The organism is Massilimicrobiota sp. An142 (assembly GCF_002160725.1).
Classification (GTDB): Bacteria; Bacillota_I; Bacilli_A; order Erysipelotrichales; family Coprobacillaceae; genus Allocoprobacillus; species Allocoprobacillus merdigallinarum.
On the sequence record NZ_NFLD01000004.1, the window covers coordinates 75,565 to 91,360 of the forward strand.

General features: G+C 29.0%; 13 protein-coding genes. 6 read left to right on the forward strand and 7 right to left on the reverse strand.

Annotation, left to right across the window (positions count from 1 at the left end; genetic code table 11):
* Positions 1-384 precede the first annotated feature (384 nt).
* On the reverse strand, positions 385-2,292 hold the full coding sequence (locus tag B5E87_RS02825) for a nucleoside-diphosphate sugar epimerase/dehydratase (RefSeq protein WP_087243473.1): 1,908 nt from the start codon (positions 2,290-2,292) through the stop codon (positions 385-387).
* A gap of 251 nt (positions 2,293-2,543) precedes the next feature.
* Between B5E87_RS02825 and B5E87_RS02830 the strand changes: the two genes are divergently transcribed.
* The 4 genes from B5E87_RS02830 to B5E87_RS02845 are packed head-to-tail and all read left to right on the forward strand — an operon-like array spanning position 2,544 to position 5,728.
* Positions 2,544-3,236, forward strand: a complete 693-nt coding sequence (locus B5E87_RS02830) for a YveK family protein (protein ID WP_241147119.1) — start codon at positions 2,544-2,546, stop codon at positions 3,234-3,236.
* Position 3,237: 1 nt separating this feature from the next.
* Positions 3,238-4,020: a CpsB/CapC family capsule biosynthesis tyrosine phosphatase gene (locus tag B5E87_RS02835; RefSeq protein ID WP_087243436.1), complete on the forward strand. Its 783-nt coding sequence runs from the start codon at positions 3,238-3,240 to the stop codon at positions 4,018-4,020.
* A 2-nt stretch (positions 4,021-4,022) separates the two neighbouring features.
* Complete coding sequence (locus B5E87_RS02840; RefSeq protein WP_087243437.1) at positions 4,023-4,733, forward strand: CpsD/CapB family tyrosine-protein kinase; 711 nt, start codon at positions 4,023-4,025, stop codon at positions 4,731-4,733.
* On the forward strand, positions 4,733-5,728 hold the full coding sequence (locus tag B5E87_RS02845) for a hypothetical protein (RefSeq protein WP_087243438.1): 996 nt from the start codon (positions 4,733-4,735) through the stop codon (positions 5,726-5,728). Before B5E87_RS02840 ends, B5E87_RS02845 begins: the two co-directional genes overlap by 1 nt.
* Positions 5,729-5,979: 251 nt before the next feature.
* On the opposite strand, the gene B5E87_RS02850 is transcribed toward B5E87_RS02845, so the two are convergent.
* Entirely contained in the window at positions 5,980-6,426 is a 447-nt protein-coding gene (locus B5E87_RS02850; protein ID WP_158095533.1) for a hypothetical protein, read from the reverse strand.
* A gap of 212 nt (positions 6,427-6,638) precedes the next feature.
* The gene (locus B5E87_RS02855; protein ID WP_087243440.1) at positions 6,639-7,235 is read right to left on the reverse strand and encodes a recombinase family protein; all 597 of its coding nucleotides are present in this window, start codon (positions 7,233-7,235) and stop codon (positions 6,639-6,641) included.
* Positions 7,236-7,640: 405 nt separating this feature from the next.
* On the opposite strand from B5E87_RS02855, the gene B5E87_RS02860 reads away from it, so the two are divergent.
* Both B5E87_RS02860 and B5E87_RS02865 read left to right on the forward strand, forming a co-directional pair.
* The gene (locus B5E87_RS02860; RefSeq protein WP_087243441.1) at positions 7,641-9,200 is read left to right on the forward strand and encodes an AAA family ATPase; all 1,560 of its coding nucleotides are present in this window, start codon (positions 7,641-7,643) and stop codon (positions 9,198-9,200) included.
* 195 nt (positions 9,201-9,395) lie between these two features.
* Entirely contained in the window at positions 9,396-10,952 is a 1,557-nt protein-coding gene (locus tag B5E87_RS02865) for an AAA family ATPase (RefSeq protein ID WP_087243442.1), read from the forward strand.
* A 39-nt stretch (positions 10,953-10,991) separates the two neighbouring features.
* Here B5E87_RS02865 and B5E87_RS02870 read toward each other — a convergent pair whose 3' ends face one another.
* The 4 genes from B5E87_RS02870 to B5E87_RS02885 all read right to left on the reverse strand — a co-directional run bounded on the left by B5E87_RS02870 (position 10,992) and on the right by B5E87_RS02885 (position 15,755).
* Entirely contained in the window at positions 10,992-12,185 is a 1,194-nt protein-coding gene (locus tag B5E87_RS02870; RefSeq protein WP_087243443.1) for a ComF family protein, read from the reverse strand.
* Position 12,186: 1 nt separating this feature from the next.
* Positions 12,187-13,296 carry a DNA-processing protein DprA gene (locus tag B5E87_RS02875; protein WP_087243444.1) on the reverse strand — a complete coding sequence of 370 codons (1,110 nt, stop codon included), beginning with the start codon at positions 13,294-13,296 and terminating at the stop codon, positions 12,187-12,189.
* Between the two features lie 120 nt (positions 13,297-13,416).
* Entirely contained in the window at positions 13,417-14,691 is a 1,275-nt protein-coding gene (locus B5E87_RS02880) for a hypothetical protein (RefSeq protein WP_087243445.1), read from the reverse strand.
* Complete coding sequence (locus tag B5E87_RS02885) at positions 14,688-15,755, reverse strand: hypothetical protein (RefSeq protein WP_087243446.1); 1,068 nt, start codon at positions 15,753-15,755, stop codon at positions 14,688-14,690. Before B5E87_RS02885 ends, B5E87_RS02880 begins: the two co-directional genes overlap by 4 nt.
* Positions 15,756-15,796 lie beyond the last annotated feature (41 nt).

Genomic DNA, 15,796 nt, shown 5'->3' on the forward strand with positions numbered 1-15,796 from the left:
TTATATATTTTTTATATAATTAATATAAAAATATGTGCGATATCATTCATAAAAATGATATCACATTGACAACTTTTTTTACTTAATATTTGTTAACTATCATATTACCATATATTATTTAATTTATCATGTATTACAAAATTACTACTTAAATTCAACTTTATTTTCTAGTAAAAAAATAGGTCTCCCAACTTTCAGGCTGTCGACAAACAATTGTATTATCAACAGCCTGAGTAGTATGAATTCAAAATTAAATTCATGCTACTTTTTACATTTTATTTATCAATACTTGCTATAAATCACTAAAATATATTATATAAGATAGTTTCCAAATACTAGTTCAATAACAAGAACAATGCGACGATTATTGACGAATAATCCTTTTTAAGATAAAACAGCTTCTTGTTTTTTTATTTTTCTTTTTACTTTTGTCTTTTCAACATCATAGTGATATGTATTAACAATATGTTTTACTGCTTTTCTCATATCACTGTCTTCATCATAAGCAATTCTTTTTAATTCACCAAGTTCCTTTAAGAATGAAGGAATGTCCATTTCAATAGGATGACCAATATGAATTAATTTATTAGGTGTTGTTTGCATTCCTTCTTCTTCCATTAACATCTCTTCATAAAGTTTTTCACCAGGACGTAATCCTGTAAATTCAATCTTGATATCCACATCAGGTTCATATCCTGATAACTGAATAAGATTTCTTGCCATATCAACAATTTTTACTGGTTTACCCATATCTAAAACAAAGATTTCTCCCCCTTTAGCATAGGCTCCAGCTTGTAAGACAAGTGATACAGCTTCTGGAATTGTCATAAAATAACGAATGATATCAGGATGTGTGACTGTCACTGGTCCACCATTTTGAATTTGTTTTTTAAATAATGGAATCACAGATCCATTTGATCCTAAAACATTTCCAAATCTCACTGCTACATACTCTGTCTTTGATAATTGATCATAAGCTTGTACAATCATTTCACAGATTCTCTTTGATGCACCCATAATATTTGTTGGATTAACAGCTTTATCTGTAGAAATTAAGATAAATTTCTTAACTCCATATTGATCACAAGCTTTAACAACATTTAATGTTCCAAATACATTGTTTTTAATGGCTTCATGAGGTGCATCTTCCATGAGTGGAACATGTTTATGTGCAGCTGCATGATAAACGATATCTGGATGAAATGTTTCAAATAAATCATTAACTTTTCCAATATCTCTGACTGATGCAATCATGGCTTGTAAATCTAGGTCAGGATATTTACGTTTTAATTCTAGTTGAATATCGTAAGCATTATTTTCATAGATATCAACAATAATTAATTGTTTTGGTGATCTTTCAGCAATTTGTCTACATAACTCACTACCAATTGATCCACCACCACCTGTCACCATAACGACTCTATTTGTTACATAGGACATGATTTCATCTAAGTTGACTTTAATTGGATCTCTACCTAATAAATCCTGAACTTCTACGTCTTTCAATTTATTTAAGATGATTTCATCATTAATAAATTGATAAATACCTGGTAATCTTTTTAATTTACATTTTGTTTCTTTACAAATATTTAAAATTTTTGCGACTTCTTGTTTATTCACAGAAGGTAAAGCAATATATATTTCCTCAATTTTATATTTTGAAACATTTTTAATGATATTATCTCTATTTCCTACAATAGGAACACCATGAATACTTCTTCCTATTTTAGTAGGGTCATCATCAATAAAACAAACAATTTGTTTATTAAGATTTTTGGTATTTAGAATTTCCCTTAATATCTTATCCCCAGCTGCTCCAGCACCTACAATCATCACGCGTTTTCTTTGAATGTCAGTTCTCCCAAATAAGTGATGACGACTAAAATAAAGTCTCACAAAACGGTAGCTAAAACGACTGCCACCAATCAACAAGGTAATTATCATGAAATAACCACAAATAACGTTTATTGCAAGATGATTACCCATAGCTATATTAATACCAATCAATAAACAAGTACTTAACAATGTTGATATAACTATATTGAATAATTCTGTCATGGATGCAAACTGCCATAAACTACTATAAAGTTTCATCATGATAAAAACAATCAAACTTAATAATAACAATATAATAAACATTGGAAATGTTTCATTCAAAAATGATTTGTTTAACATTTCCTGATCATATAACAACATTGATCCATAGTATCCTAAAAATACACTGATGATATCTATAGCAATCAAAACAATTCTACGAACTCTTAATTGATACTTCTCCCCTATGTATTTCATAATCATCCCTTTCCTTTTCTGCTTGAGACACACCATTTAACCACCAAATATTACAATAAAATGAAAAGATTTGATATTTACTTGATTTTTTTTTGTGAATCTAGCATAATACCTATTGGAATATGCAATGGTCACACAGCAGTCACACAGCTACGAAAACAATAGCATTTATGACTGATAAAATCAAGTGTTTTGTGACAATTGACATGTATTTCTACAAATTTAACAATTTAAAAAATAAGGAGGTCTTTATGACTGAACAAGAAATGATAAAGAATGATGAAGAAATTGAAATTAATCTTGGAGAATTATTTGCTGTATTGAAATCTCAATACAAATTAATTGTGATTAGTATTTTAGTCATGACAATTATTGCTGGGATTGTAACAACATTTTTTATTAGTCGTAAATATCAATCAACAGCAAGTATCTATCCAAAACCAGAAGTTTCTGAAGGTATTGTTGATTATACACAGATCAATGCCAATAACTTAATGGTTAATAACTATATTGAAATGTTGAAGGGGAACAATATTCAAAGCCAAGTTGCTGAAACTTTAGAAATTACAACTGCTCAAGTAAGTAGTAGTGTATCTATTTCTAATCAAACAAATACACAAATCATTAGTATTTCAGCAACAACAACTGATCCACAATTAAGCAAAGATATTGTTGATGAATTAGTGAGCACATTTAAGAAAGAAGCAAAAGATACATTAAATATCAATAATATTTCTACAATTGATCAGGCACAACTTGCAACAACGCCAGTATCTCCTAATTTAAAAATGAATTTAATCATTGGCGCATTAATAGGTGCTTTCTTAAGTGTTGGATATATCTTTATTAAGTTTATGTTAGATACGCACATCCATAACAGGGAAGAAGCAGAAAAATATTTAGGTATTCCTTGTTTAGGATCAATTCCTTATTTCGATAACTAATATGCAATTTATTGATATACACGGTCATTATGCTTGGGGAATTGATGATGGGGTCCCATCACAAAAAGAAGCTATTGAAGCTTTAAAACTTGCTAAAGAAAATAATATTTCTGCTATTATTGCAACACCCCATGTTGTTCCAGGAACACATAATGAAACAGATATCCAACATTTTAAAAATAGAATTAATGAGCTTAAAGAAATTGCAAGTCATATGCAAATTCAAGTTTTTCAAGGCTGTGAGTTATTTTTAAATCATGATTATAACAACAGTCTTCAAAATCAACAATTCATTCCTATTGAAAATACGTCTTATTTATTAGTTGAATTTGATGTTAGAAAAGAATTAGGAAAAGAATATGAAGTAGAAGATTATTTATATGAAATTGATATCAAAGGATATACACCAATCATTGCCCATGTTGAAAGATATTTTCCAAATGGTATTGATTTAGAAAGAGTTGAAGAATTCATAGACAATGGATATGTCATTCAGGTCAATGCTTCTAGTTTACTAGGAGTTCATGGAAAAACTGTTAAAAATAATGCTTATGAATTATTAAATAATGGGCTTGTCCATGTTATTGCAACTGATACACATCGTAGTACTGGACATCGTATTCCTTGTTTACAAGAAGTCTATCAATTACTTTCGAAAAAATATGATTATCAAACACTTAAAACTTTAATGTATGATAATCCACTTCATATATTAGAAAATGAAAGTGTTGAGGCAATTGAAGTAAATCAATCTTTTTTCAAAAAATTATTTAAAAGGAGATAATTATGGCTCAAAAACAAAAATATCGTAGAACACTAAATATATTAGAAAAATCAAAAAAACAGTCTCAATTTGACTATACTGAAGTGTTTAGACATATTCGTACAAATATCGAATTCTCTAATGTTGATAATCCTATTAAATCAATTGCAATTACATCTTCTCAACCTGGAGAAGCTAAATCAACAACTTCAATGAATTTAGCATTTATCTTTGCTGCTAAATATCAAAAAGTATTAATTATTGACTGTGACTTAAGAAAAACAATGTTACACAAATATATGAAATTATCTAACTCATATGGTTTAACAGATGCATTAATTAACTATGGAAAAACACATCGTTTTACAGATGAATATTTCCAAACATATCAACATCCATCTTTTTCAGGTTTATTATATGTTTTAACTGCAGGAATTCATGTTCCTAATCCATCAGAATTATTAAGTTCTGATACTTTTAAAGAATATATGAAAGTATTAAAACAAAACTTTGACTTTATTATTATTGACTGTGCACCTATTGGGGCTATTTCTGATGCTATTCCAGTAGGAAATGCAGTAGATGGAACAATTTTTGTTGTTTCTGCTAAAGATACAAAACGTAAAGATGCTGCTCAATGTGTAGATTTACTTAAACGTAGTAATGTTAATGTTATTGGTAGCGTCTTAACAAAAGCTGATTCTGGTTCTGGTTCATATCATTATTACTACTGATGAAAAAGATATCCTTTCCTTTAATCGTTATCCTACTTGTATGTATTATTTTAACGCTTATAGGATATAATACTCTCATTACACGTAAAGATAGTCAAAAGTATCAGAATCTGCAAGAAGATTATCCTACATCTTCTACAAAATCCTCAAATACTCAAACACTTTATTGTATAGGTGATAGTTTAACACTAGGATCTCATGCATATCCAACTGTTCTTTCTGAATTAACAAACTTATCAATAGAGACATTTGGGGGTTCACAGGATCAAACAATAGATATAGCAATTAGATCAGGCAGAACAAAAATATATGCTTATGATATTACGATTCCTGCACAAACTGATCCTGTAGAATTAACGTTATATAATGAAGATCATGAAGAATTAGATGTTTTAAAAAATAAAGGCAGTAACTTTTCTAATGTCGAAATTGCTGGTATCAGTGGTATATTGAAATATGATTCTGAAAAAGAAGTACACACATTCACTAGAGATGAAGCTGGTGAATCCGTAACACTTGATGAATATACTCGTATTAATGCTGATTTTCCAACTTTTGATAAAAATGGAATTGCTATTATCTTTACTGGAACATATGACCCCTATGAATCAGGTAGTATCTTCAGAACAATCACATATCAACGTGCTATACTTAATCAATTAGGCATCAAGAAATATATCGTTGTTTCTTTAACATCAAAAAGAACATTTCAGATTGTAAATGATATGAATAGTGTATTAGAAGAAGAACATGAAGAGCATTTTCTTAATTTTAGAGATTATCTTTTAGAAAATGGTTTACAGGATGCTGATATCACTCCAACAAAACAAGATCAAAGCGATCTAGATAAAGGATATATTCCTCGTAGTCTTCTTCAAGACAATCTAGTTGATGGAAACACTGAATTTCATGAATTGTTAGCTAAACAATTAATTCAAAAAATGAAAGAATTAAAATATATTACGGACGATGATTTAAAAAATACTCAAATTTAATTAAACAGCCTCTATAGTTATAAACGATTATAACTATAGAGGTTTTTCTTTCATTATAATAAATTTAGATTTTATCCTTTAATCAATATATATTATATTGAATTATTAAAGATACAATACCTTATTTTATCTCTATTTCATAGATTATAAACATATAAAACAATTCTCTTTTTATCTACATAAATCATACTTATAGTAATGGTATTGAAAAATAGTGTCCTTGCTTGTTAATGATAAGAATATAAACTCTTTTATTTATGATATTTATCAATCACAGAATATATGAGTTCCACTAATTCCAATGCACTCCTAAAAAATCTGGTTTTATTTGTTCTAAGCCATGTGATTTTTCCTTGCCATGTATTATTCTGCCTATACATCACTTTCACCATAAAAATATCTTTACTCTTTTTAGGATACATTAATGAACGATTTAAATACTTTTCAAAATTATTTTGTTTTAATTCCTGATAATCCAATTCAACATCAAGTAATTGATTTTTTATGATCACATGATGATATCTTTCATCATATTCAGGGATATTTAAATCTTTCATGATTTGATCCATTATTAATATAAGTTCTGTTAAATTATGAAACTGGATACTTTTCTTTAAAACTGGACTATGTAAATCACCACAAACCACACCATTTTCATATGATAAAAGTGCAATTGTAAAATACATTTCTTTCGTCATAAATGACACATTTTTCAACACCTTTCTCCATAAACTAAAAAACGAATGATAAAGTAGACATTTTCACGCATACTTTTTGTTTTATATTTCATCAAAAATCGTAAATTTTTTTATATTTTTTTACTCATGAAAAGCTTATTTTTATTATAAATTCATTGAACGATAATGTCTACTTTTTAAAGGCAAAATTACAAAATAAAATCTCTATATATCTACTCATGTGACCATCTTAAAAATGTGTTTTGAGAGATTCCTAATATTTGAGCAGCCTGCCGAGAATTAATTTCACTTTTTTCCCATTTTCCTTTTACATCATCAAAATTATCAGGGATATTTTTCCTTGGTCTACCAAATTGTACACCTCTACACTTAGCCGCATGAATTCCTTCTTTTTGCCTTTGTTTAATATTCTCTCGCTCAATTTGTGCAACATAGGCAAGAATCTGTAAAACTAAATCTGCAATAAATGTTCCAGTCAAATCATTATTTTGACTTTTTCTTGTATCTAATAATGGCATATCCAAGACAACAATATCAGCCTGTTTTTCTTTTGTAATGATTCTCCATTGATTCTGTATTTCATCATAATTTCTTCCAAGTCTATCAATAGATAAAATAACAACGACATCCCCTTGTTTTAATTTTTTCATTAAACGATGATATTGTGGTCGATTAAAATTTTTCCCACTGATTTTATCCGTATATATATTCCTCTCCACAACCCCAAATTCTTTTAATGCTAGTAATTGTCTGTCTTCACATTGATCTTTAGACGATACTCTGACATACCCATATATATTTCTTTTCAATTTATGTCCTCCTTATTAACTATAGAAAATGAGTCACAATGAAATATCAAAAGAGCATTCTTGCCATATTTAGTATAATCAAAAAAACGAATATTTAACGTTTTTTATTCAAATCACAAATATAACTTCATACTTATTGTCTATTTCATCATACGGCTTGTTTAAAGTATATAAAGACTATTTCTTGTTTGTGAAAAGAGTTTTGAATATACAAACATAGCAATCAGTTATTTATATGCATTATGAATGAGTTCTTTATGTTTTTCGTATCTTATCGTCATTGTATCTATAAACAAATATAGTAATAAATTTCAAAAATGATAAACAATTGATAACATATATAATCATGGTATTTTAATCATATAAATGGTATAATGAACAGGAAAAGAAAGCAGGTGAAGATGTATGGGATTATATCTCAATCCAAGAAATGATAGTTTTCAACAAGCAATCAACAATCCTATATATGTAGATAAATCATTACTGATTAACTATACAAATCAATTAATAGGTACCGGTGATAATAAGTTATGTGTATCAAGACCTAGACGTTTTGGAAAGAGTACAGATGCCAATATGCTTGTTGCCTATTATTCTAAAGGTTGTGATTCTCACGATATTTTTGACTCATTAAAAATCAGTCAAACTGATCATTATTTAAAACATCTTAATCAGCATCATGTCATTCATATCAATATGCAGGATTTTTTAAGCAAGACTCATGATATCAATAAAATGATCTTACTTCTAGCCAAACTAATATTTAGAGAAATCAAGAAAGCTTTTTGTGATGTAGATTATATTGATTCATCTAATCTTGTTCAAATCATGGAAGATGTTTATGTTGAAGCGAGTGCAAGATTTATTTTTATCATAGATGAATGGGATTGCATCTTTAGAGAGTACAAGCAGGATAAAGAAGCACAGAAACAATATCTTGATTTCTTAAGAAATCTGTTGAAAGATAAACCATATGTAGAATTAGCCTATATGACAGGGATATTGCCTATTAAGAAATATGGAACACATAGTGCCTTGAACATGTTTAAGGAAATATCTATGTTAAATGCAACACCGTTAGAATCTTTCATGGGATTTACTGAACAGGAAGTTTATGACTTATGCTTGAAATATAATATGGATTATAATGAGATGAAAAAATGGTATGATGGATATCGCATGTCAGATGACATTTCTGTCTACAATCATCGTTCTGTTGTTTATGCTCTTATGGATAGAAAGTATGAAAACTATTGGACATCTACTGAAACCTATGAAGCCTTGCAGGTTTATATAGATATGAACTTTGATGACTTGAAGGATAATATCGTTCAACTTTTAGCAGAAGAAAATGTGCCTGTTCAGACAACATCATTCCAGAATGATATGACAACGTTTAAGTCAAAGGATGATGTTTTAACACTTTTGATACATCTGGGATATCTAGGATATAATAGTTCAGATCATACGTGTTATATTCCTAATAAAGAAGTTGTTGATTCATTTGTTAATTCTATTAGAAGTTCTGACTGGCATGAAACCACAAAGGCATTATTAAACAGTCGTGAACTTTTAGAGGCAACATGGAGACAGAATGAAGAAGCTGTCGCAAGATATATCGAAGAAGCACATTTAAACACATCAATACTGACTTACAACGATGAAAATGCATTGTCATATACACTCGCTTTAGCATATATTTATGCAAGAAATCATTACACGATGATAAGGGAGATGCCTACAGGTAAAGGCTTTGCAGATATTGTTTTGATTCCATATCGAGATAATCCAGCTATGATTATAGAGCTGAAATGGAATCAAGAGGTCAAAACAGCAATCGACCAAATCAAAGAGAAAAAATATCCAAAAGGATTAGAGAAATATAAAGAGAACTTACTGATTGTCGGAATTAGTTATGATAAGAAAACAAAGAAACATATTTGTCATATTGAAAAACACCAATGAGAGATAATGCTTATTGGTGTTTTTTCTATAACACTATAATCTTTTTTCAAAAGCTTTTACATACAATATAGAATTTATATTCTTAAAATATCAACAAATCACCAAATCCATAAACAATTTACAACATATATAGTCATAGCATATCAATGAAATAAATGATATAATGATGAGTGAAAAGAAAGCAGGTGAAGATATATGGGATTATATCTCAATCCAAGAAATGATAGTTTTCAACAAGCAATCAACAATCCTATATATGTAGATAAATCATTACTGATTAACTATACAAATCAATTAATAGGTACCGGTGATAATAAGTTATGTGTATCAAGACCTAGACGTTTTGGAAAGAGTACAGATGCCAATATGCTTGTTGCCTATTATTCTAAAGGCTGTGATTCTCAATATATTTTTGATTCATTAAAAATCAGTCAAACTGATCATTATTTAAAACATCTTAACAAACATCATGTTATTCATATCAATATACAAAGTTTTTTAAGCAACACACACAACATTGATAAAATGATCCAACTATTAACAGCGAGAATTCTAAATGAGTTCAAACAAGAGTATTCAATCACGTTCTTTGATGAAACAAATCTTTCATTATCGCTAGAAGACATTTATGCATCCACAAAGAATCAATTTATTTTTATTATAGATGAATGGGATTGTATCTTTAGAGAATATAAGCAAGATAAAGAAGCACAGAAACAATATCTTGACTTTTTAAGAAATCTATTGAAAGATAAACCTTATGTAGAATTAGCCTATATGACAGGGATATTGCCTATTAAAAAATATGGAACACATAGTGCCTTAAATATGTTTGAAGAAATCTCTATGATTGATCCGGGATTATTACCTGAATTTATGGGATTTACTGAAGCTGAAGTTCAAGATCTTTGTATTCAATATAACGTTAGTTATGATGAAATGAAACAATGGTATGATGGATATCATCTTACAGATGAGATTTCCACTTTTTCACCTAGATCAGTCGTCATGTCTCTGACTAGAAAAGAATTTGGCAATTACTGGACTTCTACAGAAACCTATGAAGCTTTAAAATTTTATATAGACATCAATAAAGACGGACTCAAAGATGATGTGATTAAAATGTTAGCTGGTGAAAATGTTCCTGTACAAACATCATCATTCCAGAATGATATGAGCACTTTTGAAGTCAAGGATGATGTGCTTACATTATTAATACATCTTGGTTATCTAGGATATCTAAAAAAAGAAAAACAAGCCTATATTCCAAATAAAGAAGTGATTGACTCATTTGCGAATTCTATTAAAAGTTCCAACTGGCATGAATCGACAAAAGCACTATTAAACAGTCGTGAACTTTTAGAGGCAACATGGAGACAGGATGAAGAAGCTGTCGCAAGATATATCGAAGAAGCCCATCTCAACACATCAATACTGACTTACAATAATGAAAACGCCTTAGCCTACACATTATCATTGGCATATATTACAGCTAGGGATGATTATACAATCATCAGAGAAATGCCTACAGGAAAAGGCTTTGCTGATATTGTTTTGATTCCTTATCAAGATAAACCAGCTATGATTATAGAGCTGAAATGGAATCAAGAGGTCAAAACAGCAATCGACCAGATCAAAGAGAAAAAATATCCAAAAGGATTAGAGAAATATAAAGAGAACTTACTGATTGTCGGAATTAGTTATGATAAGAAAACAAAGAAACATATTTGTCATATAGAAAAACACCAATAAGGATTTTATCTCATTGGTGTTTTTCTTATGATCAGTTCATCAACAATCTTCCCTATTCATCATATCATAACTTCCATCATATAATCTGTTTCTCTTCTTTAAACAAAAGATTCCTAATCTTAAACTCATCATGCTTTTTTGATCAGGATGTGAATAGTAATGAGGACATCCAAATAGTAATTTATGTGTTTTTCTATAATACATCAGTTCCATCGGTTCCTGACAATATGAACAAACTAATTTTTGATAAGCAAAGGGGGATTCTGTCATTTGACTCACTGCAATAGCTAAAGCAATCACTTTATTTGCTCCTGCTTCATACAATGTTTTCATAGCTTCAATCATTGTTGAACCAGAAGAAAAAACGTCATCAATTAAAATAATATTTTTCCCTTTCACATCCCCATTCACACGAAAAACACCTTTAACAGTTTTTCTTCTTTCAGCCAAATCATTTCCTTTTTGTGAAAAATCACATTGGCATGACAAGAAATCTTTTAACATCAATCCATCTTGTGCATTGCGTTCAAGTTTTAAACTCAAAAATCTTTGAAATCTTTTCTTTTCAATATCTTGTGGTTTAGGTGGTATATATGTCAAAGTATCTATTTTTTCTTTTTTACGTATATCCATAATTGCTTCATCAAAAAATATATCTATGATATCTACATATTCATGTTTAAATTTCAATATCATATATGATAATGCATCATCTAATAAATATTGATGCTTCTCTGGATAATAACGTCCTCCAAAATATAACTCTGTAAGATATTTTTTTCCATCATCACTAACAATCTCAGTTTGACAAGACAACAATGATCCTTTTTTATTTTCAAATGTAAGTACTTCTCCACTATATCCCTTGTCTTTTTCTGATAATACATCTACTAACGAATCAATTGAATCAACCACAAAATCCGGCATATATTTTAAATCTTTTTGTTGAAGATGCCCAACAAATAAAGTTCCAATACGATAACTCATCACTTTCTTTAACCATGTCATATCTCCACTTATCACAATTGCTTCATAGGATTGACACTGTGCCATTATTAAGAAATTCGCAATCAAAGCATCTAAATCAATATTTTTATCAATGTCAAGTGATTCTATTTTCAAAACATCAACACCCAAAAGATGCTGATAAGGAAAATCTATATATTTTTGATTTAAAGACTCACAATCAAGAATAATCAGTTTTAAATGATTGATTTGTGTCCATTTCCACATATTAAAATTCCTCCTGTTTTTGATGTTGAATGATCTTCATCATATCATCATAAGTTTCAAATACATATGCACCTTTATCTATATATTTTTGTGGCCACTGTAAAGATGAATCATCAACAATATATTGAGGTATAAAAACATATCTGCCTTGTCGTAAAGCATAGTCTGCCTGCTTCAAAGTGCCACTGTTTTCACTTGCTTCCATAATCACAGTCCCTATTGATAATCCACTCATAGTTGCATTACGCTTTGGAAAATTCCATCTATTCACATGCTGACATGGTGGATATTGTGAAACAACCAACCCTTCTTTTTCAATTGTAAATTGTAAGGTCTGATTTTCCTTTGGATAATATTCATGTAGTGATGTGCCAATGACTGCTATTGTTTGTCCTTTGTTTTGCAAAACAGTCTGATGCACCACCGTATCAATTCCTTTTGCTAAACCGGCATTCACAACAAAACCATCATCCACTAATGCTTTCACCAATTGTTTTGTCTGTTCAATGGCATATGGAGATGCCTTTCGACTTCCTACAACACATATAGACTTTTGATACAGTAAATTGACTTGACCATTGACAAATAAAAATAGTGGAGCCTCTTTTGTATCAGCAAGTTGTTGAGGATACTTGTCTTCTCCTTTTTTTATAATGTGTGTATTGGCTGGTAATTGTGTAAAAGCTTTTTTGATTTGTAAATAGCTATTATAAAATTCTTGTTCTGTGATATGAAATTGAGAAGCTAAAAACGGAATATTTATTTTTAAACCTGCATGAAAATCAAAATGATAGAATTGCTTAATCTGTTGGATAAAAGCCAATGTTTTTTTATCACTATTATCAAAATATTGCTGGATTGTATAATACAATATCGCATCTCTTACAGAAACTTGATTAATATTGAATGATTCTTGTGAATGTTTCATCTTATAATAATCATCTAAATCACTTTTTAAAAATAACATAACTGTATGACTTTGTTTAATAGGTTGAATCTGTTGACTTTGGACAATCTGACAAAAAGCTTCATAAGACATATCTAAATATTCAGCTGCTTCCTTTGATGTATAAATATTTTCCATCACTTTCAAAATATCTTTTCTATCCATCTCATCACCTGCTTCATTGATGTTTCTATTTTCAATTATATATAATAAGGTTAAAAAAACAAGTTGAAATCAAGTTCTCACTTTCTTACACAAAAAAGAACGAATCTATTTCGTTCCTTTTTAAAAAAAGTATTTTCTAAATTGTCTGTAAATCTGTCGACAGGCATTTTGATCACTTGGTGTCGATGAAAGCGCAGATTGATATCTTGGATTATCAAAAAACATAGCCACAGGATGCTTGTTTTTTTCATCTTTGATTGTGATACCATAGCTTTTTAATTTATATATATCATAACTGCTAATTAAAGCTTTCAAAATACAATTTAAATATTCCTCTCTAATGCCATCTTTCGTATTTTGTTGGAGAATATCTTCCAATAGACTCATATCAAGATTTCCAACATTTTTCTTTTTCACATCATCTTCCAGCATATTTAAAAGAATATCTTTCTGTTCTCCCTGATAATATTCCTGAATATCACCTTTATTTAAAATACCATATTGATTTTGTAGACTCATTTGTTCTTCTAACATTTCATTTTGCATTTTCAATAATTCTACTTCATTTTCTAATTGACTGATTAATTCACTGTATTTGATTTTTTCATTCTCTAATTTTTCCATTTCCTGATCTAACTGATAAATTGTTTCTTCTTCATAATCTTGTGCATGATTTTTTAATTCTTCCAGATATCTTTTTTGTAAACTATGAAAATCATAACTTGTTCCATACCGTCTTTGTTTTAAATACAGACTCAGATGATGAAGAATACGTTGTTGTAATTGATCTTGGGATTCTTTTTTAAAAAAGCGATATGCCTTATAATCATGATTCAAATAATAGAGAATCACTCGGCTTTGTGAAGGAATGAGCTGACAATGTTCTTTCATCCATAATGAGACATCATATGATGTTTCATACATAACATGAGCTATTCCTCTTAACTGTCCGGCAAGATAATCAGGATCAACAACCTGTTCATAATTAATATAAACAATAGGTAAACTCTCATAAGTTTCAAGCCATTGCATGACTTGTTGACAATGATCCATATCAATTGCTATAGGGCTATCACTGATAGGAATTCTACTCGTTTGAATCAACTGATGTGTCAATAAATAATCTATATAACGATATCCTTTTTGATATCCCTCATTATGAATACACAAACCACCATCTTTTTCATTATATATGTATTCCATACGATGATACAAATGAATCACAACACTTTGATCTTGAGGATACTGATAAATATCAAAATAATCTTCAATAATTCTTTTTTGTTGTAAATTGAGATTATCATATTGAATATCATAGACTTCAAATAATGAATCTATAAACTGTGGAATTGTCCATTTTTCTTTGAGTTTTAAATAAGTTGAAAATGATTTCATATTGAATCTCCATTCTTTTTTAAAATTGCATTTAAAATATCCAGACGGCGATAAATTTCCTGTGTTGTTTCTAAATCATGAGCTTTATGTTGAATATACTGAAGAAGACAATCATGATAGCTTGCTATTTTGTCCATATGATCCACATATATCAAAGCATCATGATATTGTCCCACCTGCATTAATTTTTGATTTTGTTTTAGGGCCTTTTGTTTATCTTCCATTAGCATATGATATATATCTTTCAGTTCATCCACTTCAATTTGTTGACGTTTGATTTCTTTTTTAAATTCTTCTTGATAGTCATAAGCATTTTTCATTGTCATATTTTGTTGATGAAGAATCTGATTTTGATAAAGCTGTTCATAAGAAGGCATATGATTTTTATATTTTTTAATGATTTCATTTCTCAACAGTTCATTTAATTCATAAATCTGATATAAACTTTGACGTTTTTTATTCAATTGAAATATACGGCTTTCATGATCATCAATGATTTCAATATATCCTTCTTCTTTTTGATTTTTACAATAACAGACATGCGCTAAGCCCAGCATCTTTCTTGCAAGAAGATTTGCATCTATATATGTGGTATGCATGTAAAGAATCGGTAACTGGTGTTCCTGAACTTTCATAGCTTCAATATCTTTAACATGATGTGCTTTATAAGAAAGCGGATAAATATCACTTTTTATATAGGGAGATACTAATATGTTTTTAAACAAAACGGGAATAGATACAGCTGATATATAACGTGAATCATGAGATGTTTCTTTAGAAAAACGTAAATGTATTTTTTCTTCTAACATATCATATATCACTTCTACTATAAAATGTGTATTTTTATCATTATCCTGTGTAGAAAAATAAATCGTAAAATATTTTTCATCAAAGATCTGAAGCTTTAAATGTTTATGATCCACTTCATATTCAAATGGAAAAGTTTTTTCTATATATAATCCTTCCATTTTATTTTTAGAATGTTCTAGCCAATCCCATAAAAAACCTATTAATATATCTTGATTTAAATTTTTTGTTGGAAAAACAGCATAATAACAAAGCATTTGCCTCACCTTCCTTTGTTTTAGTATATCATAATTCCTGA

Excerpts from the sequence above, each read along its gene's own strand:
- B5E87_RS02825 (WP_087243473.1), bottom strand. The coding sequence starts at position 2,292 with ATGAAATACATAGGGGAGAAGTATCAATTAAGAGTTCGTAGAATTGTT.
- B5E87_RS02830 (WP_241147119.1), top strand. The coding sequence starts at position 2,544 with ATGACTGAACAAGAAATGATAAAGAATGATGAAGAAATTGAAATTAAT.
- B5E87_RS02835 (WP_087243436.1), top strand. The coding sequence starts at position 3,238 with ATGCAATTTATTGATATACACGGTCATTATGCTTGGGGAATTGATGAT.
- B5E87_RS02840 (WP_087243437.1), top strand. The coding sequence starts at position 4,023 with ATGGCTCAAAAACAAAAATATCGTAGAACACTAAATATATTAGAAAAA.
- B5E87_RS02845 (WP_087243438.1), top strand. The coding sequence starts at position 4,733 with ATGAAAAAGATATCCTTTCCTTTAATCGTTATCCTACTTGTATGTATT.
- B5E87_RS02850 (WP_158095533.1), bottom strand. The coding sequence starts at position 6,426 with ATGACGAAAGAAATGTATTTTACAATTGCACTTTTATCATATGAAAAT.
- B5E87_RS02860 (WP_087243441.1), top strand. The coding sequence starts at position 7,641 with ATGGGATTATATCTCAATCCAAGAAATGATAGTTTTCAACAAGCAATC.
- B5E87_RS02865 (WP_087243442.1), top strand. The coding sequence starts at position 9,396 with ATGGGATTATATCTCAATCCAAGAAATGATAGTTTTCAACAAGCAATC.
- B5E87_RS02870 (WP_087243443.1), bottom strand. The coding sequence starts at position 12,185 with ATGTGGAAATGGACACAAATCAATCATTTAAAACTGATTATTCTTGAT.
- B5E87_RS02875 (WP_087243444.1), bottom strand. The coding sequence starts at position 13,296 with ATGGATAGAAAAGATATTTTGAAAGTGATGGAAAATATTTATACATCA.
- B5E87_RS02880 (WP_087243445.1), bottom strand. The coding sequence starts at position 14,691 with ATGAAATCATTTTCAACTTATTTAAAACTCAAAGAAAAATGGACAATT.
- B5E87_RS02885 (WP_087243446.1), bottom strand. The coding sequence starts at position 15,755 with ATGCTTTGTTATTATGCTGTTTTTCCAACAAAAAATTTAAATCAAGAT.